Source organism: Leifsonia sp. KNZ13-11D, assembly GCF_056754895.1.
The window spans coordinates 3,486,113-3,509,519 of sequence record NZ_JBPGWU010000001.1; the positions used below are offsets into that span (position 1 = coordinate 3,486,113).

A 23,407-nucleotide genomic window follows, 5' to 3' on the forward strand; every position below is an offset into this window, starting at 1 on the left:
CGAATCGCCCCCTCAACGAGAAAACGGCGGCTGAAGATCAGCCGCCGTTCCCAGTGTTTTCAAGCTATGTAGCGAGGGCGGGACTCGAACCCGCGACACCACGATCATGAGCCGTGTGCTCTAGTCGGCCATGCGGAGTAGACGCAATCCCGTCCTACTTCGCCGGATTCTCGCGGAATTTCTCCCCTCCCACATCACAATGATTCCGCGTCATGGGATTCAGTTGTGGGCAGAACGTGGGCACGCCCGGCCCATCACAGCAGCAGCTAGCGATCGCGCTAGGCGCTTCCATCGCCGAGCGGCGTTCGCGGTCGGTCACGAAGCCGTCGGCGGAGACGGTCATGGAGAAGATCGGCACGATGGCTCCTTCGCGACGGCGGCGGACCCGACCACGATAACCCCTGCCCGGCGCGCGTGAATGGCGATATCCGCCCCGTCAGGATCAGCCTGCGGCCATCCGTCCGAGCACCAGCGCCTCCGCTCCGCTCTCGAACCAGGCGCCGGCAGCGGGTCCGCCGTTGCAGGGACCGTCGCTGGTGCCTGGATGCTTCACCCAGAGGAGGGCGTCGAGCTTGCTCGTCGCCGACTGCGTGATCTGGGGGTTCTGCCCGAGTGCCGCCCCGGGGGGATTGCACCAGGTGCCGGTCCAGCCGTCGCCGTTGCGGGAGACGTCGATCACGAAGTGCTTCCAGCCCACCCGCGACGAGAGCTTGCCGGCGTAGTCGCGCTCGGTCTGGGTGGCGTCGAAGTTGGACACGTTCGTGAAGAAGCCGCGCGCATCCGCGACGCCCGCGGCCTTCAAGTAGGCGGCCTGGGCGTCCGGTGTCAGCCAGCGGGCGTTGCCACCGTCCAGATAGGTGACCAGTCCCGCGCCGGCGAGGATATCGACGGCGGATTTGAGCAGAGGGAGCCGGGTCGCCGCAACGCCCGCGCAGGCGCTGCTCGAAAGCATGGCGAGGGAGTCCGGCTCGATCAGGACGACCGCTCTGCTGCCGGCGAGTGCGGAGGCCACCAACCTGGTCCAGTCGAGGTACTGGTCGTCCGTGAATCCGCCGGCGGAGTACCCGCCGCAGTCGCGATCCGGGATCGCGTACGTGACGAACACCGGTGTGGCGTCCTGGGCCGCGGCCGCACTCAGATGTCGCTGGATCACGCTGAGCAGCAGCGTCGGGCTGTACCAGTCGCCCAGCCACACCGCGGTCGGCTGGCTCGCGATCTGCCCGATCAGGGCCGCGGTCGCGATGTCGCCCTGGGCCATCAGCCGGGTGTACACCTGCTGGGCATCGCTGGACGGGTCGACGTACAGCCGACTTCCGAACGCGGGGTCGTCGGCGTGCGCGGCCGGTGGCGCGGGCGCCCACAGGAGCGCAGCCGCGAGAAGGGCTGCGCCGATCAGGGAACTGATGATTCTGCGCATACTGTGACTATCGGCTCGAATGCGGGGACGGTCAGCCCTCTCCGCAGACGAGTGGCTGCGATGCCAGCGCAGCCGCAGGTGCGACCTCAGAAGCCCGGGTAGCGGCGACGGATCCCGAGTCAGCCCATCCGCGGTGCTGTCGATTCGCGCTCGATGATGGTGAAGTCGACAGAGATCTCGCGCGGCGGGTCGTGCCGCTTGGGCTCGGCGATCCGCTCGGTGAGGAGTTCGACCGAGCGCCGGGCGATGTCCTGCCTTCCCGCGTCGACCGTCGAGAGCGTCGGCAGCGAGAAGGCCGACTCGTCGATGTTGTCGAACCCGATGACCGCGACATCGTCGGGCACCGATCTGCCGCGCTCCTGCAATGCCCGGAGGGCACCCAGTGCGAGCGTGTCGCTGAACGCAACGACGGCGTCGAAGTCCCGGCCCTCGTCGAGGAGAGAACGGATGGCGTCGGCGCCCTCGCCGCGATGCCAGCCTCCCGGGACCGGGACCAGCGAGGGATCGACGGGGAGGCCGGCCTCGTTCAGGGCGGCGCGGTAGCCCTCGAAGCGGAGCGCTCCCGTTCCCGGTTTGCCGTCCGGCGAGACCCCCAGTGCGACGATCCGGCGGCGCCCCTGCCGGAGCATGAGTTCGGTGGATGCCTTCGTCGCCTCGACGTTCTTCATGGTGACGTGGTCGACAGGGCCGTGGAAGATCTGCTCGCCGAGAAGCACCACCGGGGTGCGGGTGTTGAGCAGATGCGCGTCGGACTCCTCGAGGGTCATCGCGCTGTACAGGATTCCGTCGACCAGACGCGACCGCGGCCCGCGCAGTGATTCGAGCTCCCGTTCGCGGTTGTACCCGACCTGCTCGATCGTGACGAACAGCCCCTTGACCGCCGCTTCCTCCATCACGGAGTTCGCCAGTTCGGCGAAATAAGCGTTGCGGAGGTCGGGGATGATGAGCGTGATGACACCCGTGTTGCCGGATTTCAGCCCCCGGGCGGCGATGTTGGGGCGGTAGTCGAGCTGGTCGATCGCGGCCAGGACGCGCTCCTGCGTCGCCGCGCCGACGCCGGGGAGTCCTCGCACCACATTGGAGACCGTCTTGCCGGACACGCCGGCCAGCCTGGCCACGTCGAGGATGGTCACGGAGTTGTTCATGGATTCTCCAAGCGCGTTCTGGTCCGCTCCACGATACAACGTTGAATCTCGACGACACAGTTGACAGCTGCGGACCGCGATCACTAGGTTGTTCAACGTTGTACTTCAACGCTGAATCTCAACGTTGAAAGTAACGCTGGGATAAGGGGATTCATCCCCCGGCCGGCGCCCGCCCGACGGGCACGGTTCAGCAGCGCACACCATTCAACGAGGAGTAGTCGTGTTCAGAGGAAAGAAGCCACGCACGCGGGCCCAGATCATCGCATCGGCGCTCGCCACGGGTTCGCTCGTGCTCGCCGCCCTGGCGGGCTGCAGTTCCGCAGGTGCGTCACAGGCCGGCTCATCGACATCCGGCGCGGTGACGTGGTGGGGCTGGACGCCGCAGCCCACTGCAGCGGCGCAGTACATCGCCGCATTCAACAAGGTCTACCCGCACATCAAGGTCACCTACAAGGAGCTGCCGATCTCCGCGTGGCAGGCCGCCCTGGCTCCCGCGCTGGCGTCCAGCCACGGACCGGATATCTACGACATCCAGCCGGGCGGCTGGCTCAGCCAGTTCGGCCCCGACGCCGTCGACCCGACCCCGCAGATCGAGAAGGTATTGGGGAAGGACTGGAAGTCGAAGCTGTATCCGATCGACTACCAGGGGCTGACCATGAAGAACGGCAAGCTCGCTGCGACGCCGCTCGGATCGACGTTCGGCGGTCCGCTCTGGATCAACGCGGCCCTGTTCAAGAAATACGGGTTGACCCCGCCGACCACGCTCGACGAGTGGGTGAAGGTGTGCCAGGCCTTCGCATCGCACCATGTCGGCTGCTTCGCCGAAGGCGAGCAGGACGCAGGCTTTAACAAGGACATCCTGCAGGCGATCGCCGGCAGCGTGAAGCCCGGCGCCTGGAACGAGGCCTCTACGGGGAAGATCAAGTGGACGGACCCCGCGATCGTGAAGACGCTCTCGATCTGGAAAGAGCTGAACACCGATGGCATCATCCAGACCGGCGCGCTCGGGCAGAGCCAGTATCCGGACATCAACAACGCTTTCATGGCGCAGAAGTACGCGATGGTGATGATGGGCACCTGGTACATGCAGTACAGCACCCCGATCGAGATGAAGCCGGCGATCTCCGCGGCCGGTGTGGCGGACACGACCCCGTTCCCGATGCTCTCCGCCCGGTTCCCGGACGTGGCCGGCTCGGGAAACGACGGCGACCAGCTCTACGGCGACCCCGACTACGGCCTCGCCGTCAACGCCAAGTCGCCGAACAAGGCCGCGGCGCTCACCTTCTCGGTGTGGCTGGGGACCGCGAAGTCGGGGCAGCAGGTCGTGGCGAACGCCCTCAACGACCTCCCGTCGCTGAAGGGCGTCGAGCCCGACTTCTCGAAGATCACTCTCGTCGACCCGACGACCCAGCAGCCGTCGCTGCAGAAACTTGTCGACGAGTCGTTCGCGGCCACACAGCCGCGGCAGCGCTACATCAGCAACGACATGACGACCGCGATCTCGCTCGCCGCGACGACCGTCGCGGCGGGCCAGGCGACACCGCAGCAGGCGGCCGCGACTCTCGAGCAGAGCCAGCAGAGCAGTCCGGGCCTCCAGTGAGCGCGCTGACCAGCTCGGCCGTCGACCGCGATCGGGCCCCCAGGGGCCCGGTCGCGGGACCGCCGCCGGGTCGGACCGGCGGACGGCGACGGAAGCACTCGCTGCCGCTCGGCATCGGTTGGATCCTGCCGGCTATGGTGCTCTCCATCGGCCTGATCTACTACTGCATCGGCTACACGGGCTACATCTCCACCCTCAACTGGAACGGCACCGCACCCGACCCCGCGAGCGTCGGCCTCGGCAACTATGCGCTGGCGCTGCGTGACCCGGTGTTCTGGAAGGCGCTGGGCAACACCGTGGTCTTCTTCATCGGCACCTTCGTGATCCAGACGGCGCTCGGACTCCTGTTCGCGGTCCTGCTGCACTCCAGGATCCGTTTGCGCGCGCTCTACAAGGTGATCATCTTCGTCCCGGTGGTCATCGCCCCCGCCGTCATGGCGCCGGTCTTCCGTGAGATCTACGCACCTGACGGCCAGTTCAACTGGCTGCTGCGCCACATCGGCCTCGGGTCGCTCGCGCAGCCGTGGATAGCGCAGTCGAGCACCGCCCTTCCGGTGATCATGTCGATCACGATCTGGGAGTGGACGGGGCTCACGTTCATCCTCTACTTCGCCGCCATGAGCCAGATCGACGGCGACGTGATCGAAGCGGCCCGGCTGGACGGTGCGGGCAACGCGCGCGTACTCAGTGCCATCATCTGGCCAGGGGTGCGCGGCACGACGCTGGCGCTGGCGATCCTCAGCGCGATCGGCGCCCTGAAGACCTTCGACGTGCCCTATCTGGTCACCGTCGGCGGCCCGAACTACGCCACCGAGTTCCTGGGCACGTTCATCTACCGGGTGAGCATTCCGCAGGGGCAGGTCGGCTACGGTGCCGCGCTGTCGATACTGCTACTGGTCCTCGCGCTCGGCGTGGCGATCGTGCTTCAGGTGACGGGCCGGGAACGGAAGGCGCGTCCCGATGTTTGAGGCTCGGACCGGACGCGGACGGCTGCTGCTGCAGTCGCTGACCACGCTGCTCGTCCTCCCGTTCCTGTTCCCGCTGGTCGCGATGGTGCAGGGGTCGCTCGCCGGTCAGGGATGGGTGAACTTCGAACGGGTCATCCAGGTGCCCGGTTTCTTCCTGTTCTTCCGGAACAGCATCGTGATCGCGGCTGCCGCCATCGCGATCGTGTGGGTGTGCACGATGACCGCCGCCTACGGGTTCTCCAAGCTGCGACTGCCCGGCAGGGAGGTCTACTTCTGGTGCATCCTCGCCTGCCTCACGATGCCCGAGATCGTGCTGCTGACGCCGCTGTTCGCGACCGCCTCGGCCGTGGGCCTGTACAACACGTTGCTTTCGGTGATCCTGCCATTGGCGGCGCTGCAGATCCCGTTCGCGATCCTGCTCGCACGCACCTACCTCACCGGCGTGCCGGACGAGCTGTTCGAGGCGGCCCGGGTCGACGGAGCAGGCTCGTGGCGCGGGTTCGTCTACCTCGTCGTACCTCTGACGCGGCCGATCGCTGCTGCGATCATCATCTTCACCCTCATCGGAGCGTGGAACGACTATCTGTTCCCGCTGGTCTTCCTGCAGGACCCGAGCACCCAGACGATCACGCTCATACCGCAGTTCTTCGTCGGGCAGTTCACCGACGATCAGACCAAGGTCATCGCCGCGGCGGTGCTCACCGCGATTCCCGAGGTCGTGGCGTACCTCTGTCTGCAGCGGCTCTTCGAGCGCGGCCTGGCAGCGGGCGCGGTGAAGTGACCCCGCACCTCCCATCCACCTACGAAGAAGGAAACTACATGCTCGAAGCACTCTTCATCGGCGGGAACGGCATCATCAGTTCCGCCTGCAGCCGGCTCGCGCTGGATCGCGGCATCCGGCTGACCCACCTCAACCGGGCGCGCCAGACGGCGCGGCCGGCGATCCCCGGGGTGGAGACGCTGATGGGCGACTCGACGGATCCGGAGAGCATGAAGCGGGCGGTCGGGAACAGGGAGTTCGACGTCGTCGTGAACTTCCGCGCGTTCACGCCGGACCAGGCGCAGTCCGATGTCGAGATCTTCCGAGGGCGGACCGCGCACTACGTCTTCATCAGCTCGGCCTCCGCCTACCGGAAGCCGGTCACCTCGTTCCCGATCGTGGAGTCGACCCCGCTGCTGAACCCGTTCTGGCAGTACTCGCGCGACAAGATCGCCTGCGAGCGCGTGTACATGGACGCCTACGAGTCGCAGGGGTTCCCGGTGACGATCGTGCGACCGTCGCACACCTACGACCGGACCCTCATCCCGTTGGACGGCGGATGGACGACCGTCGAGCGGATGCGGCGCGGTAAGCCGGTGCTCGTCCACGGCGACGGCACATCCCTGTGGACGCTGACCCACCATAGCGACGTCGCGACGGGCATCATCGGCCTCGCCGGCAATCACCGTTCGGTCGGGGACGCCTTCCATGTCACTGGCGACGAGGTGCTCACCTGGGACATGGTCGCCGACGAACTCGCCGTCGCGGCGGGCAGCAGGGCCGAGATCGTCCATGCGTCGTCGACGCAGATCGGCCGCGCGTTCCCGGAGTGGGCGGACGGCATCCTGGGGGACAAGGCGTATTCGCTGACCTTCGACAACGCCAAGATCAAGGCGATGGTGCCCGACTTCCGGGCCGTCGTCCCGTGGGCCGCCGGAGCGCGCGAGATCGTCGGCTGGTACGACGAGCTCCCCGAGCGACGGAACTTCGACGAGGAACTCGACGCGAGGCTCGACCGCTTCATCGAGGCCGTGCGGTAGGTGCACAACTCGAAGGACCGGGTCGAAGCGTACGTCTGCTCGGCGATCCGCTCCGGAGAGGCTACGCTGGTTGCGGCGCAGCGGGCGATGGCGTCCAACTGGACGACGGCCGTCGCGACGCTTCACCTGCCGCCGATCCCAGCCGGCTACGACGGCTGACCCACCTCAGGATCGACAGAACCCCCGCGTACTCTTCGGAGCCGCGGGGGTTGTTCTTTTCGTCGTCCGCTCCGGCTCGATCATCGGGAGGAGACCTTGCCGCTTACATCCAGCTGAAGGTGAGGCGCCGAGCTGCCTTGAGGAAGGCATCCGCACGGCATCGAGATGCACGGGTTCTGCTTCATCCTGACCGTCCGGGACGAGCGCTGGAGGACCTGCGTCCCGCGAGATAGGACGACCTTCACGACCCCGAGCTCGGTGCCGTCGCGTGGTGATCACTTCTTCAGAAGCGGGTAGCAATGTCCCCTCAACGCCAGGTCCCGTTATCGGCCCCTGTGGGATGGGTGCCGGCTCGAAGGCGGAAAGAAGAAGCTTGACAGCGGGCAATAGGAGTCCGCCCAGAACTCCAGCAAGCACTCCGATCCAGAAGAGCGAGCGTGACACCAGTTGCTCACCGCGAGCTTCGGTGACCATTCCCGACGGTCTGACCGACGACTGGACACCACTTGACCATTCGAGTGGCTCGCGCGAATCGGGCGCTGGCGACACTGGATCTAATTGGTCGCCCTCCCCCAACGAGACATATTGAATATCGACTCTCGCATCCGGCGCAGTGAACGACTCGAAGCCTCCTACTTGGAGCGGCACATCCAGTAACGCCACCGGCGAAGGGCGTGTACCGAAACGAGGAAGATTGAAAACAGCGTGACTACCTGCTCGCGTGGCGAAGCGGCCTCGTGCGATGACCTCCACATTGCCCGTCGCAGTGCGGTCGGTTCCGCTGACCCGCGGCACAAGCACTCCCTCGACGACCAAGAGATCTTCTCCGTAACCCGGAGCTATGGAAATCGCCCAAGGGTCCCCTTTCGCGAGAGTGCAAGACATGTCACCCGGCATGTCGATGTCCCCCGTCACGGCACCTACTGGGCATCCGCCTCGGACCTGGCGTTCGACGCCTGCAGGCGTACATTGTCGTTGGTCTCGCTGAGCCAGAGAGCACCACGGCGTATCGAACAGGTTCGTCGTCGACTAATCCGGAGGCTCTAATTCCTATGGTGTAGCTGTCGCCGCTCGCACCCTCCGTCTCGGTACTCCGCCAGATACTCTCAAGTCTGGTCGAAAAAGTAGGTTGTGCCGAAACAGAAGTCGGCGACATCAGGAATGGGCTGGGTGGAAGATTTCAGCACGCCGAGCGTAAAGATCATCGGCTGGCTCGAGATCCTTGGCGCTTGGGGACTTGTTCTACCGAGGGTTCTCGGAGTCGCTCACTGGCTAAGCGTTGTCTCCGCGCTCGGTCTCGTAGTTCTCATGCTGGGGGCTGTCGTGGTCCACGTTCGGCGGCGTGAGTCGCCGGTCCTTCAGATTGTCCTCGTGTTGCTGGCGGCTGCCACTGCCGCACTTGGTCTTCTCATGTGATGGCGCCAAGCATGCGGCGTCTCGGCACCACTGAATGATCGACCCCGTCCGCCTGAAAGGCCCGCGAGGAGCCTTCAGAACGGTTGAGCCGCGAATTCGACGATCGCATACACACCGATCTTTGGGATCGTCACGATTGTGGCCTCGCCCTCGCTCTGTGTCAGCACCTGAATGGGATCGGACCCTGGAGCGTGGATCGATGCAGAAGCGGGCGGGAAGGTCAGACGAACCCTGAGGGTGACGTCGACAGCCGGGCGCGTCATCCCAACCTCGTTGTCGTAGTCGTAGTTGATGATGTGAACGGCAGCTAAGCCTTCTGGCGCTTGGATGTTGGCGGCACCTCGCGCCAAGCCGTCAAGTCGGAGCTGCGGCTCACCGGGCACGAGCTGGTCCGCGTCGTAGCCGTCGGCCATGATTGTGTTCTCGTGCGACCTTATGGCGTCAAGGTCCGAGCTGCCGTCGCGTCCGCCGAGTTCGCCGACAACTGTCACGTGCCCGCCGCTAGCGAGGTAGCTCTCGATCGCCTCAATCTGTCGGCGCGTGAGCGAGCTACATCCGGGGAGCACGACTCGTTCGTACTGCTGGAGCATGCCGACGTCGGCATCGTCGGCCCGGTGGACGCCGTCGTGGAATACGGCGACGTCGAATGGCCGGCAACTGATAGCGATGGAGTGAGCGGCCTTCTCGAATGGCAGGGCTTGGCTGCCGGTCTCACCCACGTCCGGGTATTTCGGTTTGCGGTCGCCGCCGCCCAGCATCTGCCAGACATTCTCGATGAAGTTGCTGTCGACGGAGTAGACGACGAGAGTGCTGTTGTGCGTGCGTCTGGCGAAGAGGCGCTCGTTGTCGGCGAGGAAGTTCTGCATTTCGACCGTCTCCTCGTGCGGAGCCCAGACGGCATCTTGGATCACGCTGCCCATCCAGGCGCCGTATTGCACGGACATGTTCACCCCCATCGCGGCGGCTTCGTAATGCATGACGCGAAAGCGGTCGATGTCGCGTCCCCGGTTCAGGCGCGGGAGCAGCTCGGGGAGGACGCCGCCGTACGGATTGGTACTGATGCATACAGGCTTGTCACCGCCGAAAGCGGCGATATAGCGCATCCATGCCGGCTGTTCGTAGAGGGTGTGCTCCTGTTCCGGCACAAGAACGTCGACCTCGTGAGCGAGCGGGTCGTGCCATGTCGCGCCGTTGTACAGATTGGATGAGATGAGCACTTCTCGGCCCTGCGACGCTGCATATTCTCGGGCGTACGCAGCCAGTTCGGTGAAGTTCGCTGCCTGGCGCCCCTGGAGGTAGCGGACATAGAGCCGTGCCAGGACGCCCTCATCGCCTTCGGCCTTCAGGTTGACCCGTTCCACTCCGCGCGCGAGCAGCCATTCGCCGTAGTGGAACGTCAGGAGGTCGCCCACACTTTCAGGAACGCGTTGCGCAGGAAGGTCCTCGAGATAGCGGCGGAATCCCTCCACATTGTCGTAGCTGAACGACCCGCCGTAGTTCAGGGCACCGAGCGGGCTGTCGGGCTCATCGAACTGGATGCCGTCCACACCGGCGTCGACGTGGATGCGGACGATGGCCTTGAGGTACTCCCGCCACACCGGATTGTTGATGTCCATGAAGTGACAAACGTGCTCGCGCAACGGCACCTCGAGCCAATCCGCGTGGTGCGGGCGTCCGTGGATGTCACGGGACACGCACTCTTCGAAGAGGTCGGTGACCGGTTCGCCTCGCGAGTTGATGAGGCCGTCGGGGAAGTACTTCTCGAACGGCGCCCAGATCTTCGGGTAGCGATTCTGCGTGAACTCACGCAGGCCCAGCCAGCCGCGCTTGCCGACTCCCCTGAGCTCGTTCATGGCGAGGATCTCGTCCTCCGCGTCGTTCAACTCGACCGGGAACTCCCACCCCTGTGTGGAGAAGATCACACTGAACGCTTTGACTCCTCGCTTGCGGCACTCGTCGAGGAACTCACTGTCCTTGAGGAAACCGTATTGGCGGTAGCGGGCCGGCAACGGCGCGAACGCTTCGTCTTCGAGGTACGCCAGAGAAATCGGTCCACCGCCGAGCGAGGGCCACGTGATGAGAGTCGCTCGGTACTCCTCGAAGTCCTCTGCCATCTTCAGCCGTCGGGGAGGCAGGCTCGGGTGATAGTTGTGGCTGCGAGGAAACCAGCCTTGAGCGTAGACGCCACGTTCGAACGGCACGTTCGTTACTCCTATTCAGCCGCGGGTGGATCCGTCCAGCAGCGACAACCTGAAGTAGCGCATGAACGGTGCGACAAGGATCAATGGGATGAGGAGGGTGATCGTCGCCGCGGCGAGCACCGGCCCCCAGCTCGGAAGCTGGATCGTGCCTTGGAGGGACGACAGCGCGAGTTGGAGGACCCAATTGCTCGGGGTTCGCAGCACGACGAGCGGAAGGAAGAGCGCCTGCCACTGCGTGATGAAGAGCACGATCGCGGAGGTGACCATCAGCGGCCTGGAAAGCGGGATGTAGATGCGCCAGATGATGGTCCAGAGGTTCGCACCATCGATCATCGCCGCCTCTCGGAGGTCCTTGGGTATGCCCCGGTAGAACTGGCGGAACATGAACACGAGGAAGCCGTTGGCGATGGTGGGCAGGATGACCGCGGCGAGGGTGTCGACGAGGTTGAAGTTCTGCATGATCGAGAGGATCGGGATGACGATCGCCTCGAACGGCACCATGAAAGTGATGAGAAGCAGGGCGAAGAGCACCCGGGAGCCAGGGAATTGGAAATAGGCGAACGTGAACCCCGCTAGCAGGTTGACCGCCGTGCCGACGACGAGAGTGATTGCGCACACGATCAAGGTGTTGAGCAGGGCCTGCGGGAACTGTGATCCGGCGGCGAAGAGCTGTCGGTAGCCGTCGATATCGGGAGAGTAAGGGATGAACGCTTTGAAGCTGAACGGGCTCCAGTCCCGGAAGACACCCCCGCCTGACGGGCTCCGCAATGAGGTGACGATCATGAGAACAATCGGGATCACGTAGATCAGGACGACGAGGATGAGCCAGCCGTGAGCAACAGCCTGTGAGGGGCGCCTACGCATCTTCCTGCCTCATCAATCGGAACTGGATCGCCGCGACGATGCCAATGAGAACGAGTAGTACGACCACGATCGCGTTGGCGTTGCCCGGCTGACCGAACCGGAGGACATCCTGCGCGGCCTGATACATCATGAAATTGGTCGCGTTTCCCGGGCCACCGTCCGTGAGGAGTTGCGCCGGGATGAATACGACGAGGCCCGCCGTGGAGAGCACAACGCTGGCCAGAAGCAGTGTCCGGCGAAGAAGCGGCAGGGTGATCGACAGGAATGTGCGGATGGGGCCCGACCCGTCGACTTCTGCCGCCTCGAAGATCTCAGTGCTGAATGTGCGGAGGTTGGAGAGGAATACCAGGGTCCAGAATCCGGAGTTGGACCACACCGCCATCGCCGCCACCACCAGGAGGGCTTGCCCTGTACTTTCGTAGAAGCCCTGTCGCGGTATGCCGAGCGGAACAAGAACGCCGTCCACCGCGCCGGTCGACGGATCGAAGAGCGCCTGCCAGAGGATGACCACCACCGGCGGCGCCAGGGTGAGCGGGATGATCAGCACGAGCTGATAGAGGCTCGAGCCCCGACGAACCGTCTTCAGCGCGAGGGCGGTCGCCACGCTCGCGGCGATGATGGCGATCGTTGTGATGGCCGCATACAGGATGGTCACCAGGAGCGAGTTCAGCGTATCCGGGTCGGTGAAAATCTCGCGGAAGTTCGCAATCGATAGCGTCGTGATCGACCCCGACGATGCCTGAAGCGGTGGCTGCACACTGATCAGCACCGCCCAGAGGAACGGCAGGAGCGTGAAGACGGCCAGAAAAAGCCCCACAGGCAGGATCAGCAAATAGGGAGTCGCTGGGAAGCGAAGTCGCGGCCCGTTGTCCGAAAGACGCGGCGCCCATCGGCGGTCCGCCTTCAGGCGTCGGCCTGACGCCCGCTGAGAAGTGTGAGGAGGTCCCAGAACCTGGCTTGCCATCGAATACAACTCCTGTGTCGTTGGACTGAGCGCACGCGGTCGTGAATCGTCGGGGTGCAGCCCGGAGACCGGCGGGCTACACCCCGACCATCACTGGAACTGCTGGAGCGCGCGGTCCGTGGTCTCCGTCATCTTCTGCACAGCTTGCTCCGGAGTCGCGGCACCGACCCTAACGTCCTTCAGTGCGTCGGAGATCGCAGTGAATTCAGTTGCGTTTGCCGGGCTCACCATCATCTTCTCCGGCCAGTGCTGCTCCTGCCACGAACCGAGCACCTTCACCGACATCGGGAAGTCCTTGTACTTCGGGTCCGTGCTCATAGCGGCGATCTGCGTCTTCAAGATCGGAATGGCGGCGAAGTAGTCGCCGTTGATCAGCGCCGACTGCGCCGCAGGGTTCGTCAGAGCGAAGTTGAGGAACTCGCCGGCTTCCTTGGGGTGTTGCGACTTCGAATTGAGGGCCCAGGCGATCCCTGTCGATTGCACGATCTTCTTCCCGCCTTGGAATGAAGGCTCCGCGGCAGCGTCGCAGGTGAACTTCGCCTGCGCACACACGTTGTATGCACCGATGTGCGTCAGAGCGAACGCGGACTTGCCTGCCTCGAACTGGTCATTGGTCCAAGTGGGATTGGTGATCTGAGAAACGTCGTTGGCGAAGAACGCCTTCCACTTCTCCATCAGCTCGACCCACGGCTTCTGGTCGAGGTAACCCTTCACCTTTAGCCCGTCGGGACTGCTCGCCTCGCCGCCCAGTTGCTGAGCCATCGGAACGTCCGGCCAGGTCTCGTCGGCAGGGAACAGAATGCCCGTCTGTCCCGTGGCAGCGTGTACCTTCGTGGCCGCCGCGAGCACTTGCTCCCAGGTCCACACACCGCTCGTCGTCGCGTTGAGGCCGTCCTTCTTCAGGGTCGGCGGCCCGGTCACACCCGCCTGCTTGAGCAAGTCCTGATTGACGGCCAGGTACATCGTCGAGTTGTCCATCGGGATGGCCAGCAGCTGACCGTCGAAGGTCTCGTTCTTGATGAGATGCGGATCGACCTTCGCCTGCGCAGCACTGTTGATGTAAGGGGTAAGCGACTGTATCCAACCCTGCTTGTACCACTGATACTCATAGCCGACTTCAGTGGTCGCGACGTCGAGAGTCTTGTCGCCCTGGCCCAGCCGGACGATGGACCCTTGTTCCGCGTTCGCCCCGGTGGCCGGCTCGAATTTGACGGTGATGTTCGGATGCGCTTTTTCGAACAGCGCGATGATGTTCTTCTGGGTGGTGACGTTGGCCGGGGCCGAGTCGCCGACCATCGTGATCGTCACCTTGCCCCCACTGTCGGCGCTTCCACTGCCGGACGGGGAGCAGCCGCTCAGCGCGATCAGTGGAGCTGTGGCCGCGATCACGATCGCAATCCTTCTCGTGCGACGTTGCATGAGCGAACTCCTTCTTTGGATGAATGCCAGATTCAGAGCGCTCTGCCGGGCCTCTGACTCCTACATTGGCAGGACGCTAGCACCGCAATCGTTACGTATCAAGAGAATTGAGTAAATACGTATCAAAATGGTCTCAAGTTCGGTAGTCTTCATGGCACTCGAAGGGTTTAGTGACCCTCGCAGGGTCGCGAACTCCCCGGAACGGTACGCGCCGCCACCTTCGCCGCGTTCGACAAGGAGAAACACATGAACGACGATGTTCACGCACTACTGGTGCATCTCATCGAGAAGACCGACGGCATCCTCCCGCTGGATGCTGCTCTCGTAGCCCGCGACTGGATCGCGGGTGGAAAGCGCATGGGCCTTCCGGATGAAGAGTACGACGCGGGCGAACGCGGCATGATCTCCGAGCGCTGGCTTGCATCCACGACCCGGGCCGACAATGTGACGGGTCCAGCTGACGAAGGGATCAGCTCGATCCGTGTCGCTCCCGACAAGACCATCCTTCTGAGCGACGCGATCGCGGCCGCCCCCCAGCTCATCATGGGGGACGCCTATGCAGCCGACCACAACGGTCTCGGGCGCCTCGCCAAGATCTACGATTTTCAGTCGCGAATCCCTTTCCACATCCATCCCCCGAAAGCCATCGCCGAGCGGGTCGGGCGCAACTCCAAGGATGAGGCGTGCTACTTCCCCCCGGGGGTGCCATACGGTCCGCACCCGGAGAGTTTCATGGGGCTGCACCCCGGCCTCACCGTCGATGTCGCCGCCGAACTGCTCGTCGAAGAGTGGGGGCGCTGGAATTCCGATCACGTATTGAGCTACTCACGCGCCTATCTCAACGTCGCGGAAGGGGGATTCTTCGTCCCCTCCGGGACGCTGCATGCTCCAGGCACAGCGCTCACCATCGAACTCCAAGAGGACTCGGACACGCTCGCCATGCTGCAAGGGGTGAACGATGGCAGACCCGTCCGGAAAGACCTGCTGTACAAGGACGTCGCCGACGACGACAAGGCGAACAAGGGGGAAAGGGCGCTTTTGGAGTGGATCGACTGGGCGACCAATCTCGACCCGTTCTTCTACGAGAACCACCACATCACACCCCGGACGATCGCCTCCGGCGATGGGTTCGAGGAAGCCTGGATCCTGTACGGCTCGACGAAGTTTTCCGGCAAGCGACTCACCCTCGCGCCGGGGGCTCGCTACACCTCCACTGAACGCGGTGTATTCAGTCTCCTGGCGTGGAGCGGACGTGGCACCGTCGGTGGTGTCGCGGTCGAGGGTGGCTGTCCGGGTAAGGATGAACTGCTGATCATCCATGATCGGGCGGTCACGGCCCTCGAGTACGTGAACACGGGCCCCGACGACCTAGTCATCATCAAGTTCTTCGGACCGGACATCAACCCGGACTCGCCCTCGATACCACGGTGGGTATCCTCCTTAGGAAGAGCCGACTTCGGACGAGCATGAGTACGTACCAGGAGAGATTCACCAGTGATTAGGAATCAACGGGCAGGGGGGAGCCGGTGAGCTCCAGCAGCGATCACGCAGGGGATGCGAACTGGGATGCTCCTGAACCTGTGAGGGTGACGTCACGTGACATCGCCGCCGCCGCCGGCGTCTCGCAAGCGACGGTCTCGAACGTACTCAACAACCCCGAGCTCGTCGCCCCGGCGACTCGACAGCGCATTGAACGCGTCATCCACGAACGAGGCTTCGTCGTGAACTCTTTCGCTCGGGGTCTTCGAAAGGGCAGCTCCCGTGCTCTCGGCGTTGTCGTCCTCGACCTCGGCAATCCGTTCTGGGCTGAAGTCACGCGCGGCATTGAGGCTGCCGCCAGCGATCTGCACTATTCACTACTGCTGGGTTCTTCCGATGAGCGCGAAGACAAGGAACGCAGACTTCTCGGGCTCTTCGAGGAGCATCGAGTGGAAGGCGTCCTCGTATCGTCCGTCCATGCGGACTCCCCCACCATCCGCAACCTCGCCCGCCGCGGAACCAAGATCGTTCTGCTCGACCAGGCCAGCGCCGACGGCAGCTACAACTCGGTCAAAGAGAACCACTTCCACGGGGCCCAGCTGGTCGCCTCACACTTGATCGAGAATGGTCACCGCCGAATCGCATTCGTGAACGGACCGCACAGCATACCGTGGTGCGCCGAACGCCTCGCGGGCCTTCGCGCCGGCGTCGCCGGATCCGGGTCGGATCCGGACGAGGTCATCATTGAGATCCCGATCGAAGCGATGACTGCTCACAGCGCGGAGCCGGCCACGGACGAACTTCTCAATCTCGCCCAGAAACCCACGGCGATCTTCTGCGTCAACGACCTCGTCGCTCTGGGAATGCTCAAGCAGTTCTCGCAGCGCGGCATTCACGTACCACGCGACTTCTCCCTGGTCGGCTTCGACGACAGCTACTTCGCGTCCCTGTTGTCACCCTCGCTAACCACGATCCGGCAACAGCCCTATGCGCTTGGAAAGCGAGCCGCCGAACTGATGGCTGCGACATCGACAAGCGATCAGGTCACGACAGTGCTCTTCGAGCCCGAACTCGTCGAAAGAGACTCCGTACTTCGCATAAGTGGCGGGTAGGAGCTCATGAACGCTCCCAGGCGCCTACTAGCCTGCCGCCATGACCTGCTGGAACCGTGGCAGCTTCACCTCAAAGCAGCAGCCTGCCCCAGAGTTCTGCACAGTGACATCGCCGTTGTGCGCGCTCACGATGCCCTGCACGATCGCCAGCCCGAGACCGGCACCACCCGAAACGACACCGGAGCGTGGCGACCTTGCAGCTGTGCCGCGCCATCCGGCTTCAAAGACTTTGTCCCGGTGTTCCTCGGGAATTCCACCACCCTCGTCCACGCACAGGAGACACAGCTAACGCGTTCATCGATGCCATCGGGGCGGTTCGGATCCCCGCGTCGAGCCTGCTCGATGCAGCGAGCGCGCGCCTCGCAGACGGCCGCGGCATCGCGGTGACCCGCGACGGCGAGGAAATGACGCTCGAATTGCCGATGCCCGGGGTGGCGGGTCCGACGCTGGTCCGTTTCGACCTGGCAGGCTGAGATGACGGTCGACGCTCACCTGCACCTCTGGGATGTCGAGCGCGTCGCCTACCCGTGGTTGAGCGATGCGCCGGCGCAGCTTAACCGCACTTTCGGCTTCGCCGAGATACGCCCCAACCTGGAGTCGGCTGGCATCGACCGCGTCATCCTCGTCCAGGCAGCGAACTCACTGGAGGACTCCGCCGCGATGTTCGCGGTGGCCGAAGCCACGGCTTCCGCCGCCAGCTCTCCGTCGGTCGCGGGTGTTGTCGCATGGGTCGACCTTATGAACCCTACTGCCGCCGCGCGGCAGCTCGACGAGTGGTCGTTGCGGCCGGAGTTTGTCGGCATCCGCCACCTCATCCACGACGAGCCGGATCCCGACTGGCTGGGCCGGCCGCCCGTCCGTGAGTCGCTCGGTCTGCTCGCCAGGCGGGAATGGTCATTCGACGTTATCGGCGTCCTTCCTCGGCATCTGCGGCGCGCGATCGAACTGGCGGATGCGCTGCCGTCGCTGCAGCTGGTGATCGACCACCTCGGGACACCGCCGGTGGGCTCGCCCGACGGAAAGGTCTGGGCCGGGCTGCTCACCGAGTTGAGCCGCCGCCCGAACGTCTATGTCAAGCTTTCCGGCCTAACGACGCTCGGCGGCGGCTCCGCCTCGGCACGGCTGCGCCCGTTCGCGGAGCATGCGCTCGACACATTCGGTCCGGCACGCACCCTCTACGGTGGCGACTGGCCAGTCTCGACTTTGGCGGGCGATTACGCTGCAACGTGGCGCACGACGACTGCGCTGCTCGCCGGCCTCTCGCTCGACGAGCGCGAAGCCGTGCTGATGGGCTCTGCCGAGAGTGCATACCGACTGCGTAGCGGCTCCCGCTGAGAATCGTCGCCGTCGAAACCCGGATCCAGGCACCGACCCACAGTGGGACGGGCGTGATACTGTGGTCAGACCATATGGTCCGACCACAGGAGGCGCGCTTTTGACCGCGGAGCCGAAAGCATGGGAAACCGTACTGCGGCATATTGAAGCTCAGCTTGTGACCGGCGACCTCCGCCCCGGTGACCACCTGATGCCAGAGCGCTCGCTCGCCGCTGAGCTCGGTGTCGCCCGATCGAGCGTCCGCGAGGCGATCCGCGTGCTCGAAGCGATGGGTCTCGTCCGAACGCACGTGGGCTCGGGCCCGACCTCCGGAGCCATCATCGTCGCGCGCCCCTTCGGCGGGATGCAGGCCCTCATGCGCCTGCAAGTCGCAGCCCACGGGTTCCCGGTCGCCGACGTGCTCAGCACCCGTCTGCTCCTGGAGACCGCGGTCGCCACCGAGCTCGCGGAGCGCTCCGGCCACGTCGACCTCTCCGCAGCCGATCAGCTCCTCGGTGCGATGGACGAGACGACCCTCACCCGAGCGGAGTTCCTCGCGCTCGATGCGCAGTTCCACCTCCAGCTCGCGGAGGAGTCGGGCAACACCGTCGTGGCCGCAATGATGGCCGGGCTGCGCACGTCGATCGAGGATTACGTCCTCGCCGCCGGTTCCGGGCTCTCCGACTGGGACGGCATGGCCGCCCGCCTCCGCGCCGAGCACCGCTCCGTCGTCGCCGCCATCCTCGACGGCGACGCCCCGGCCGCACGCCGCTCCATCCACGACCACATCAGCGGCTACTACCGCGATGCCGCGCTCAGCGCACCTATCCGCGAATCCCGTGAGGAGTCTCCATGGTGACCCGTCAATTCCCCAAGCTCGCCGAACTGCTGGAGCTGATGCAGTTCAAGAAGCCCGAGCTGAATCCGAAGAAGCGGCGGCTGGAGTCGGCGCTGACGATCGAGGATCTGGCGCGGATCGCCAAGCGGCGGACGCCGAAGGCGGCGTTCGACTACACCGAAGGTGCGGCCGAGGGCGAGCTGTCGTTGGTGCGGGCACGGCAAGCGTTCCAGGATGTGGAGTTCCACCCCTCGATCCTGCATGACGTGTCGACCGTGGACACGTCATGCGAGATCTGGGGTGGCCCGTCGGCTCTGCCGTTCGGGATCGCGCCGACCGGTTTCACCCGATTGATGCAGACCGAGGGTGAGACGGCCGGGGCGGGGGCGGCCGGAGCTGCGGGCATCCCCTTCACCCTCTCCACCCTCGGCACCACCTCCATCGAGGGGGTGAAGGCGGCGAACCCGCACGGCAGAAACTGGTTCCAGCTGTACGTGATGCGGCAGAAGGAGATCAGCTACGGGCTGGTGGAGCGGGCCGCCGCTGGCGGGTTCGACACCCTCTTCTTCACGGTCGACACCCCGGTCGCCGGTGCGCGGTTGCGGGACAAGCGCAACGGGTTCTCCATCCCGCCGCAGCTCACCCTCGGCACGATCGTGAATGCCATCCCGCGTCCGTGGTGGTGGTACGACTTCCTGACCACCCCGAAGCTGGAGTTCGCGTCGCTGTCGGCGACCGGCGGAACCGTGGGCGACCTGCTCAACGCGGCGATGGATCCGTCGATCGACTACGACGACCTCGCCGAGATCCGGGCGCTGTGGCCAGGCAAGCTCGTCATCAAGGGCGTCCAGAACCTCGACGACGCCCGCACGCTGGTCGACCACGGGGTGGACGGCATCGTGCTCTCCAACCATGGCGGACGCCAGCTGGACCGCGCCCCGATCCCCTTCCACCTGCTCCCGGATGTGGCCCGGGAGGTGGGACACCACACTGAGGTCGCGATCGACACCGGCATCATGAACGGCGCCGACATCATCGCCGCGTACGCGCTCGGCGCCAAGTTCACGTTGATCGGCCGCGCCTACCTCTACGGGCTTATGGCCGGCGGCCGCGAAGGCGTCGACCGCACCATCCAAATCCTCACCGACCAGATCGTGCGCACCATGAAACTGCTCCAGGTGCAGTCGCTCGCAGAACTCACCCCCGCCCACGTCACCCAGCTCACCCGCCTTCAGCCGTTGCGACGGGAGGAGACACACGTCTGAGGCGTCAGCGTTGCCGAGCGGCGGCACCCCTGGCCCGGGAGGCAGCGCCTAGAAGGGCACCAGCGTCTCCAAGGCTCGACTGCACCACTTCCACGCCCAGGGGTGCCATGAAGCTCGATAGCAGTCCGCCGGTCAACGGCCAGGACTTTGCGATCGATCCGCCGACGATCACCGCATCGGCCGCGAACCGATCGGCGATCGGTGTCAAGACATCGGCTAGCGCCCGCATCGCTTCGACGAAGACGCGGGTTGCGTCAACATCGCCGTACCTCGCCGCGATCGCAATCTCGTGCACGGCCTCGTCTTGGCCGGTCGCCCGGCGGAAGGCTCCTCTGATCCCACGGGTCGAGACTACGTCGTCGATGATTCCGTCTCCATGGGGGAGCGTGTAGATCCATCCCCCTTCAGGCACGCCTTCACCGTCCGTGACGACGATCCGGTCAGAGACGAATGCGGAACCGATGCCTGTCCCGAGCGTGAGGCCGATCACTCGCTTGAAGCGCTGACCGGCGCCGTAGACGCACTCCCCCAGCGCGAACGCCGCCGCGTCGTTTATGAACACGATGCTGGCGACCTCGGGGCGCAATCGAGCGTGCAAAGCGGCGGCCAGATCGAATCCATTGAGCGACTCGAATTTGGCCACACCTCGAAAACGGCCGATCCCTCGTTCATAGTCGAACGGCCCGGGGATGGCCACCGCCCAGTCGCAGGAGGCATCGACCTCCAGCCATTCGGCCGCGTGAGCGAATTGGCTGACGAGCTGCTCCGCCGACGCCGAAGCTGTCACAGACTCTCGCTGCTGCGACAGCACACGCCCACGCCCACGGTCAGATTCGAGCTGGACGAGGGCGGAAGTGACATGGCTGCCGCCGATCTCGAGGACCGGCACAGTGGTCGATATCATTTGGCAGCGACTTCTGTGCCTCGCACCCACGCTTTGATCGTCCCGAGCCGTGAACCCTTTGATCGCTCCGTCGGCTTCAGGATGTAGCGGCCGACCTGCGCCGGGACGATGAAGGTTTCAGCATAGTGAACGATGAACGGGGCGAAGGCGTCGGTTGGACTCTCCACCCAGGCCTCAGCGCCCTCCACCAAGTTGAGCACGTTCACCGTGCCATTCGTGTCGTGCTCGACCGGTCCCGTGAACCAGTGACGTCGAGTTTCGATGAACTCCAATTCGTGCAGTCCCGTGCGCTCTTCAACCCAGCCGTCGCCGGCCGCGATTTCGGTCACCTGGTCGACGAGGTTGGCTTGCGTCCACTCTGTCGTGCGGTCCCATTGGATGTTGCTCAGCGCGTGGTCGAGATGGATCGGACGGGGCTTCCCGTCGAGCCCGAGGCGGTCCCAGTCCCACATCTTGAACGTGAAGATGAACGGCGTCGCCGATATCTCCAGAACCATGGAATCCGCTCCGCTGCAGTGGACGGTCCCCGCAGGAATGAGGAAATGGTCATGCTTGCGCGCCGGGAACTCATTGACGTATTCCGTCGCCGGGAACGAGAGCTCGCCGGCCGCGGCACGTCGAAGATCCTTCTCCATTTCCGCCGCGCTGATTCCCGACTTCAAACCCAGGTAGACCTTAGCGTCGGGTGCGGCGTCGAGCATGTAATAGCTCTCGTCCTGGGTGTAGTGCATGCCGAACATGTTCTGGATGTAGTCCGTCAGCGGGTGCACCTGAAGCGACAGGTTGCCACCCTGCATCGTGTCCAGGAAGTCGAAGCGGATCGGGAACTCTGCACCGAATCGCGCGAACGTGAGCTGGCCGAGCAGCTCGCGCGGATGGGCGAAGACCACGTCTAACGCTGGGATTTCGACAGTTTCGCCGTCGATATCAAGGAGGAGGCTGTTCTCCTCGGGCACGCAATCGAAACACCACGCGTAGTTCGCCGCTTCGCTATCCAGTCCGCACATTCGTTTCATCCATTGACCGCCCCAGACGCCGGGATCGAAGAATGGAACGACGCGGAATGGTTGCTGGGCGGTGGAGCGAAGCCCTTCTCGGAACGTCTCGCCGGTGATCAATTTCGCACCTGCTTCCGACGTGTTTGTGTCGAGCAGGAAATCGATGCGGTCGAGAAGGGTTCGCTTGTGTTGGTCGGCGACACGCCATTCGACGAAGAATCCGCGCTTGTATTTGCGCAAGTTGTCCTCGTCACCGTTGTTTGACCGCCAGTTGGTGGCACCTTTTCTCTGGCGCTGTTGGATCTCCCATCGCGTCAAGTCCGCCAGCACGAGCACCTCGGGGTCCTGCCAGATGAGGGAGGCGCCCCAGCCCACGAGGACGATCGGCCCCACTCTTAGTCCAACCTCGTCTTGCAACGCGTGCACCTTGCCGGCGTCATAGAAAGCGCTAAGCGGGAGATGGTTCATGATCCCGAAAACGCGGTCGTCCGTGAGTGAGCCGCGGATCAGTTCGTCGATCTCTTGACCCGGTCTCGCAGCGGCCCGCTCGATGTCGATCACCCGCGCGGCGGGGTATGCGAGTGCGATCTCCCGCACGACCGCGTCGACGTGCACACCCGGATAAGTATCTATGACGACAACGGGGTTTTCAGCGGTGCCTTCCGCTGCCCTGCCGATGTGGGCCCATGCTTGAGTTTCGACCCAGATGTCGTGTCCTGGTAGCCGGGTGGCGGGGGCCTTGTCGTAAGTGCTTGGTGTGGCGGTTGCGTCGCTCATTGGTTCTTTTGGTTCTGCCGTTTCAGACTGTGCGAGCAGGGAGCCGGAGTCCAAACATTCCGCCGTCGACAGCGAGAGCTGTTCCGGTTGTGAAGGAGGACGACGGCGATGCCAAATAGAGAATCGATGCGGCGACTTCAGCAGCCGTGGCAAGGCGGCCCATCGGCTGGCGCGCCTCGAGCCGCGCACGTTCCTGCGCGGAATCGCTCGAGGCTCCAAGGAGCCTGCCAACCCAGGGCGTGTCGACGGTGCCCGGGCAGACGCAGTTCACACGGATTCGTCCCGCGAAGTCGGCTGCCGTGGCCAGCGTGAGCGCCTGAACCGCTCCCTTGGAGGCGCTGTAAAGGGCGCGCTGCGGCAACCCGGACCAGGCTGCGATGGAACTGACGTTCACGATAGCCGCGTTCGTGGAGTGCTCGAGATACGGCAAGGCCGCGGCAGTGACCCTCGCGATTCCGACGACGTTTACGTCCAGCACCCGGTGCCATTCGGCGTCGTCATTGTCGGCGATAGTGCCGGTGGCGCCGATCCCGGCGCAGTTGACGAGGATGTCGAGTGTTCGGCCTTCGAAGCGGCCCTGTAGCGCCGAAGTGACAGCTGCCCGGTCGGTGACGTCCGCGGTGAGGAAGTCGGTGGCGTCCTCTGGCGCGGCTCTGTCCAGCCCGACGACCGTCGCGCCCACGGCGCGCATCTGTTCGACGACCTCAGCGCCAATTCCACTAGCCGCCCCGGTCACCAGGGCAGTCAATCCGGTCAGATCCATCGAT

At 64.5% G+C, this 23,407-nt stretch carries 23 protein-coding genes; 12 read left to right on the plus strand and 11 right to left on the minus strand.

Annotated features, from left to right (window positions below):
- Positions 1 to 154: 154 nt before the first annotated feature.
- The 3 genes from ACR9Y5_RS17060 to ACR9Y5_RS17070 all read right to left on the minus strand — a co-directional run bounded on the left by ACR9Y5_RS17060 (position 155) and on the right by ACR9Y5_RS17070 (position 2,562).
- Positions 155 to 358, minus strand: a complete 204-nt coding sequence (locus ACR9Y5_RS17060; RefSeq protein WP_481299078.1) for a hypothetical protein — start codon at positions 356 to 358, stop codon at positions 155 to 157.
- A gap of 84 nt (positions 359 to 442) precedes the next feature.
- Positions 443 to 1,417, minus strand: a complete 975-nt coding sequence (locus ACR9Y5_RS17065; RefSeq protein ID WP_481299079.1) for a glycoside hydrolase family 6 protein — start codon at positions 1,415 to 1,417, stop codon at positions 443 to 445.
- 119 nt (positions 1,418 to 1,536) lie between these two features.
- Entirely contained in the window at positions 1,537 to 2,562 is a 1,026-nt protein-coding gene (locus tag ACR9Y5_RS17070) for a LacI family DNA-binding transcriptional regulator (protein WP_481299080.1), read from the minus strand.
- 220 nt (positions 2,563 to 2,782) lie between these two features.
- Between ACR9Y5_RS17070 and ACR9Y5_RS17075 the strand changes: the two genes are divergently transcribed.
- From ACR9Y5_RS17075 to ACR9Y5_RS17100, 6 genes are all read left to right on the plus strand, one after another.
- The gene (locus ACR9Y5_RS17075; RefSeq protein ID WP_481299081.1) at positions 2,783 to 4,162 is read left to right on the plus strand and encodes an ABC transporter substrate-binding protein; all 1,380 of its coding nucleotides are present in this window, start codon (positions 2,783 to 2,785) and stop codon (positions 4,160 to 4,162) included.
- A gap of 134 nt (positions 4,163 to 4,296) precedes the next feature.
- Positions 4,297 to 5,130 carry a carbohydrate ABC transporter permease gene (locus ACR9Y5_RS17080; protein WP_481299082.1) on the plus strand — a complete coding sequence of 278 codons (834 nt, stop codon included), beginning with the start codon at positions 4,297 to 4,299 and terminating at the stop codon, positions 5,128 to 5,130.
- Positions 5,123 to 5,911, plus strand: a complete 789-nt coding sequence (locus tag ACR9Y5_RS17085) for a carbohydrate ABC transporter permease (RefSeq protein WP_481299083.1) — start codon at positions 5,123 to 5,125, stop codon at positions 5,909 to 5,911. Before ACR9Y5_RS17080 ends, ACR9Y5_RS17085 begins: the two co-directional genes overlap by 8 nt.
- 38 nt (positions 5,912 to 5,949) lie before the next feature.
- Complete coding sequence (locus ACR9Y5_RS17090) at positions 5,950 to 6,930, plus strand: NAD-dependent epimerase/dehydratase family protein (protein ID WP_481299084.1); 981 nt, start codon at positions 5,950 to 5,952, stop codon at positions 6,928 to 6,930.
- Entirely contained in the window at positions 6,931 to 7,089 is a 159-nt protein-coding gene (locus ACR9Y5_RS17095) for a hypothetical protein (RefSeq protein WP_481299085.1), read from the plus strand.
- A gap of 1,131 nt (positions 7,090 to 8,220) precedes the next feature.
- The gene (locus tag ACR9Y5_RS17100; protein WP_481299086.1) at positions 8,221 to 8,505 is read left to right on the plus strand and encodes a DoxX family protein; all 285 of its coding nucleotides are present in this window, start codon (positions 8,221 to 8,223) and stop codon (positions 8,503 to 8,505) included.
- 74 nt (positions 8,506 to 8,579) lie between these two features.
- Here ACR9Y5_RS17100 and ACR9Y5_RS17105 read toward each other — a convergent pair whose 3' ends face one another.
- From ACR9Y5_RS17105 to ACR9Y5_RS17120, 4 genes are all read right to left on the minus strand, one after another.
- Complete coding sequence (locus ACR9Y5_RS17105; protein ID WP_481299087.1) at positions 8,580 to 10,706, minus strand: alpha-amylase family protein; 2,127 nt, start codon at positions 10,704 to 10,706, stop codon at positions 8,580 to 8,582.
- A 15-nt stretch (positions 10,707 to 10,721) separates the two neighbouring features.
- Positions 10,722 to 11,570 carry a carbohydrate ABC transporter permease gene (locus ACR9Y5_RS17110; protein WP_481299088.1) on the minus strand — a complete coding sequence of 283 codons (849 nt, stop codon included), beginning with the start codon at positions 11,568 to 11,570 and terminating at the stop codon, positions 10,722 to 10,724.
- Positions 11,563 to 12,402 carry a carbohydrate ABC transporter permease gene (locus ACR9Y5_RS17115; protein WP_481299089.1) on the minus strand — a complete coding sequence of 280 codons (840 nt, stop codon included), beginning with the start codon at positions 12,400 to 12,402 and terminating at the stop codon, positions 11,563 to 11,565. The genes ACR9Y5_RS17110 and ACR9Y5_RS17115 overlap by 8 nt, the downstream gene beginning before the upstream one ends.
- Positions 12,403 to 12,624: 222 nt before the next feature.
- Positions 12,625 to 13,923 carry an ABC transporter substrate-binding protein gene (locus ACR9Y5_RS17120; protein ID WP_481299090.1) on the minus strand — a complete coding sequence of 433 codons (1,299 nt, stop codon included), beginning with the start codon at positions 13,921 to 13,923 and terminating at the stop codon, positions 12,625 to 12,627.
- Positions 13,924 to 14,199: 276 nt separating this feature from the next.
- On the opposite strand from ACR9Y5_RS17120, the gene ACR9Y5_RS17125 reads away from it, so the two are divergent.
- On the plus strand, positions 14,200 to 15,423 hold the full coding sequence (locus ACR9Y5_RS17125) for a hypothetical protein (protein WP_481299091.1): 1,224 nt from the start codon (positions 14,200 to 14,202) through the stop codon (positions 15,421 to 15,423).
- 116 nt (positions 15,424 to 15,539) lie between these two features.
- The gene (locus ACR9Y5_RS17130; RefSeq protein ID WP_481299092.1) at positions 15,540 to 16,544 is read left to right on the plus strand and encodes a LacI family DNA-binding transcriptional regulator; all 1,005 of its coding nucleotides are present in this window, start codon (positions 15,540 to 15,542) and stop codon (positions 16,542 to 16,544) included.
- A 27-nt stretch (positions 16,545 to 16,571) separates the two neighbouring features.
- Here the strand turns inward: ACR9Y5_RS17130 and ACR9Y5_RS17135 are convergent, their stop codons facing one another.
- Positions 16,572 to 16,814 (minus strand): sensor histidine kinase, encoded by a 243-nt coding sequence (locus ACR9Y5_RS17135; protein ID WP_481299093.1) that lies wholly within the window; start codon positions 16,812 to 16,814, stop codon positions 16,572 to 16,574.
- On the opposite strand from ACR9Y5_RS17135, the gene ACR9Y5_RS17140 reads away from it, so the two are divergent.
- From ACR9Y5_RS17140 to ACR9Y5_RS17155, 4 genes are all read left to right on the plus strand, one after another.
- Positions 16,730 to 17,017 (plus strand): hypothetical protein, encoded by a 288-nt coding sequence (locus ACR9Y5_RS17140; protein ID WP_481299612.1) that lies wholly within the window; start codon positions 16,730 to 16,732, stop codon positions 17,015 to 17,017. The genes ACR9Y5_RS17135 and ACR9Y5_RS17140 overlap by 85 nt on opposite strands.
- A 1-nt stretch (position 17,018) precedes the next feature.
- Positions 17,019 to 17,879 (plus strand): amidohydrolase family protein, encoded by an 861-nt coding sequence (locus ACR9Y5_RS17145; protein WP_481299094.1) that lies wholly within the window; start codon positions 17,019 to 17,021, stop codon positions 17,877 to 17,879.
- Between the two features lie 61 nt (positions 17,880 to 17,940).
- On the plus strand, positions 17,941 to 18,717 hold the full coding sequence (locus tag ACR9Y5_RS17150) for a FadR/GntR family transcriptional regulator (protein ID WP_481299095.1): 777 nt from the start codon (positions 17,941 to 17,943) through the stop codon (positions 18,715 to 18,717).
- A complete protein-coding gene (locus ACR9Y5_RS17155) occupies positions 18,711 to 19,961 on the plus strand; it encodes an alpha-hydroxy acid oxidase (RefSeq protein WP_481299096.1) in 1,251 nt (416 codons plus the stop codon). The genes ACR9Y5_RS17150 and ACR9Y5_RS17155 overlap by 7 nt, the downstream gene beginning before the upstream one ends.
- A gap of 4 nt (positions 19,962 to 19,965) precedes the next feature.
- Here the strand turns inward: ACR9Y5_RS17155 and ACR9Y5_RS17160 are convergent, their stop codons facing one another.
- From ACR9Y5_RS17160 to ACR9Y5_RS17170, 3 genes are read right to left on the minus strand one after another with little or no spacing between them, the layout of a single operon-like run.
- Positions 19,966 to 20,850, minus strand: coding sequence for an ROK family protein (locus ACR9Y5_RS17160; RefSeq protein ID WP_481299097.1), 885 nt, complete (start codon positions 20,848 to 20,850; stop codon positions 19,966 to 19,968).
- Between the two features lie 11 nt (positions 20,851 to 20,861).
- Positions 20,862 to 22,640 (minus strand): class I mannose-6-phosphate isomerase, encoded by a 1,779-nt coding sequence (locus ACR9Y5_RS17165; protein WP_481299098.1) that lies wholly within the window; start codon positions 22,638 to 22,640, stop codon positions 20,862 to 20,864.
- 22 nt (positions 22,641 to 22,662) lie between these two features.
- Entirely contained in the window at positions 22,663 to 23,403 is a 741-nt protein-coding gene (locus ACR9Y5_RS17170; protein WP_481299099.1) for an SDR family NAD(P)-dependent oxidoreductase, read from the minus strand.
- Between the last annotated feature and the right edge of the window lie 4 nt (positions 23,404 to 23,407).

Excerpts from the sequence above, each read along its gene's own strand:
- ACR9Y5_RS17125 (WP_481299091.1), top strand. The coding sequence starts at position 14,200 with ATGAACGACGATGTTCACGCACTACTGGTGCATCTCATCGAGAAGACC.
- ACR9Y5_RS17165 (WP_481299098.1), bottom strand. The coding sequence starts at position 22,640 with ATGAGCGACGCAACCGCCACACCAAGCACTTACGACAAGGCCCCCGCC.
- ACR9Y5_RS17070 (WP_481299080.1), bottom strand. The coding sequence starts at position 2,562 with ATGAACAACTCCGTGACCATCCTCGACGTGGCCAGGCTGGCCGGCGTG.
- ACR9Y5_RS17110 (WP_481299088.1), bottom strand. The coding sequence starts at position 11,570 with ATGCGTAGGCGCCCCTCACAGGCTGTTGCTCACGGCTGGCTCATCCTC.
- ACR9Y5_RS17085 (WP_481299083.1), top strand. The coding sequence starts at position 5,123 with ATGTTTGAGGCTCGGACCGGACGCGGACGGCTGCTGCTGCAGTCGCTG.
- ACR9Y5_RS17090 (WP_481299084.1), top strand. The coding sequence starts at position 5,950 with ATGCTCGAAGCACTCTTCATCGGCGGGAACGGCATCATCAGTTCCGCC.
- ACR9Y5_RS17080 (WP_481299082.1), top strand. The coding sequence starts at position 4,297 with ATGGTGCTCTCCATCGGCCTGATCTACTACTGCATCGGCTACACGGGC.
- ACR9Y5_RS17155 (WP_481299096.1), top strand. The coding sequence starts at position 18,711 with ATGGTGACCCGTCAATTCCCCAAGCTCGCCGAACTGCTGGAGCTGATG.
- ACR9Y5_RS17065 (WP_481299079.1), bottom strand. The coding sequence starts at position 1,417 with ATGCGCAGAATCATCAGTTCCCTGATCGGCGCAGCCCTTCTCGCGGCT.
- ACR9Y5_RS17145 (WP_481299094.1), top strand. The coding sequence starts at position 17,019 with ATGACGGTCGACGCTCACCTGCACCTCTGGGATGTCGAGCGCGTCGCC.
- ACR9Y5_RS17170 (WP_481299099.1), bottom strand. The coding sequence starts at position 23,403 with ATGGATCTGACCGGATTGACTGCCCTGGTGACCGGGGCGGCTAGTGGA.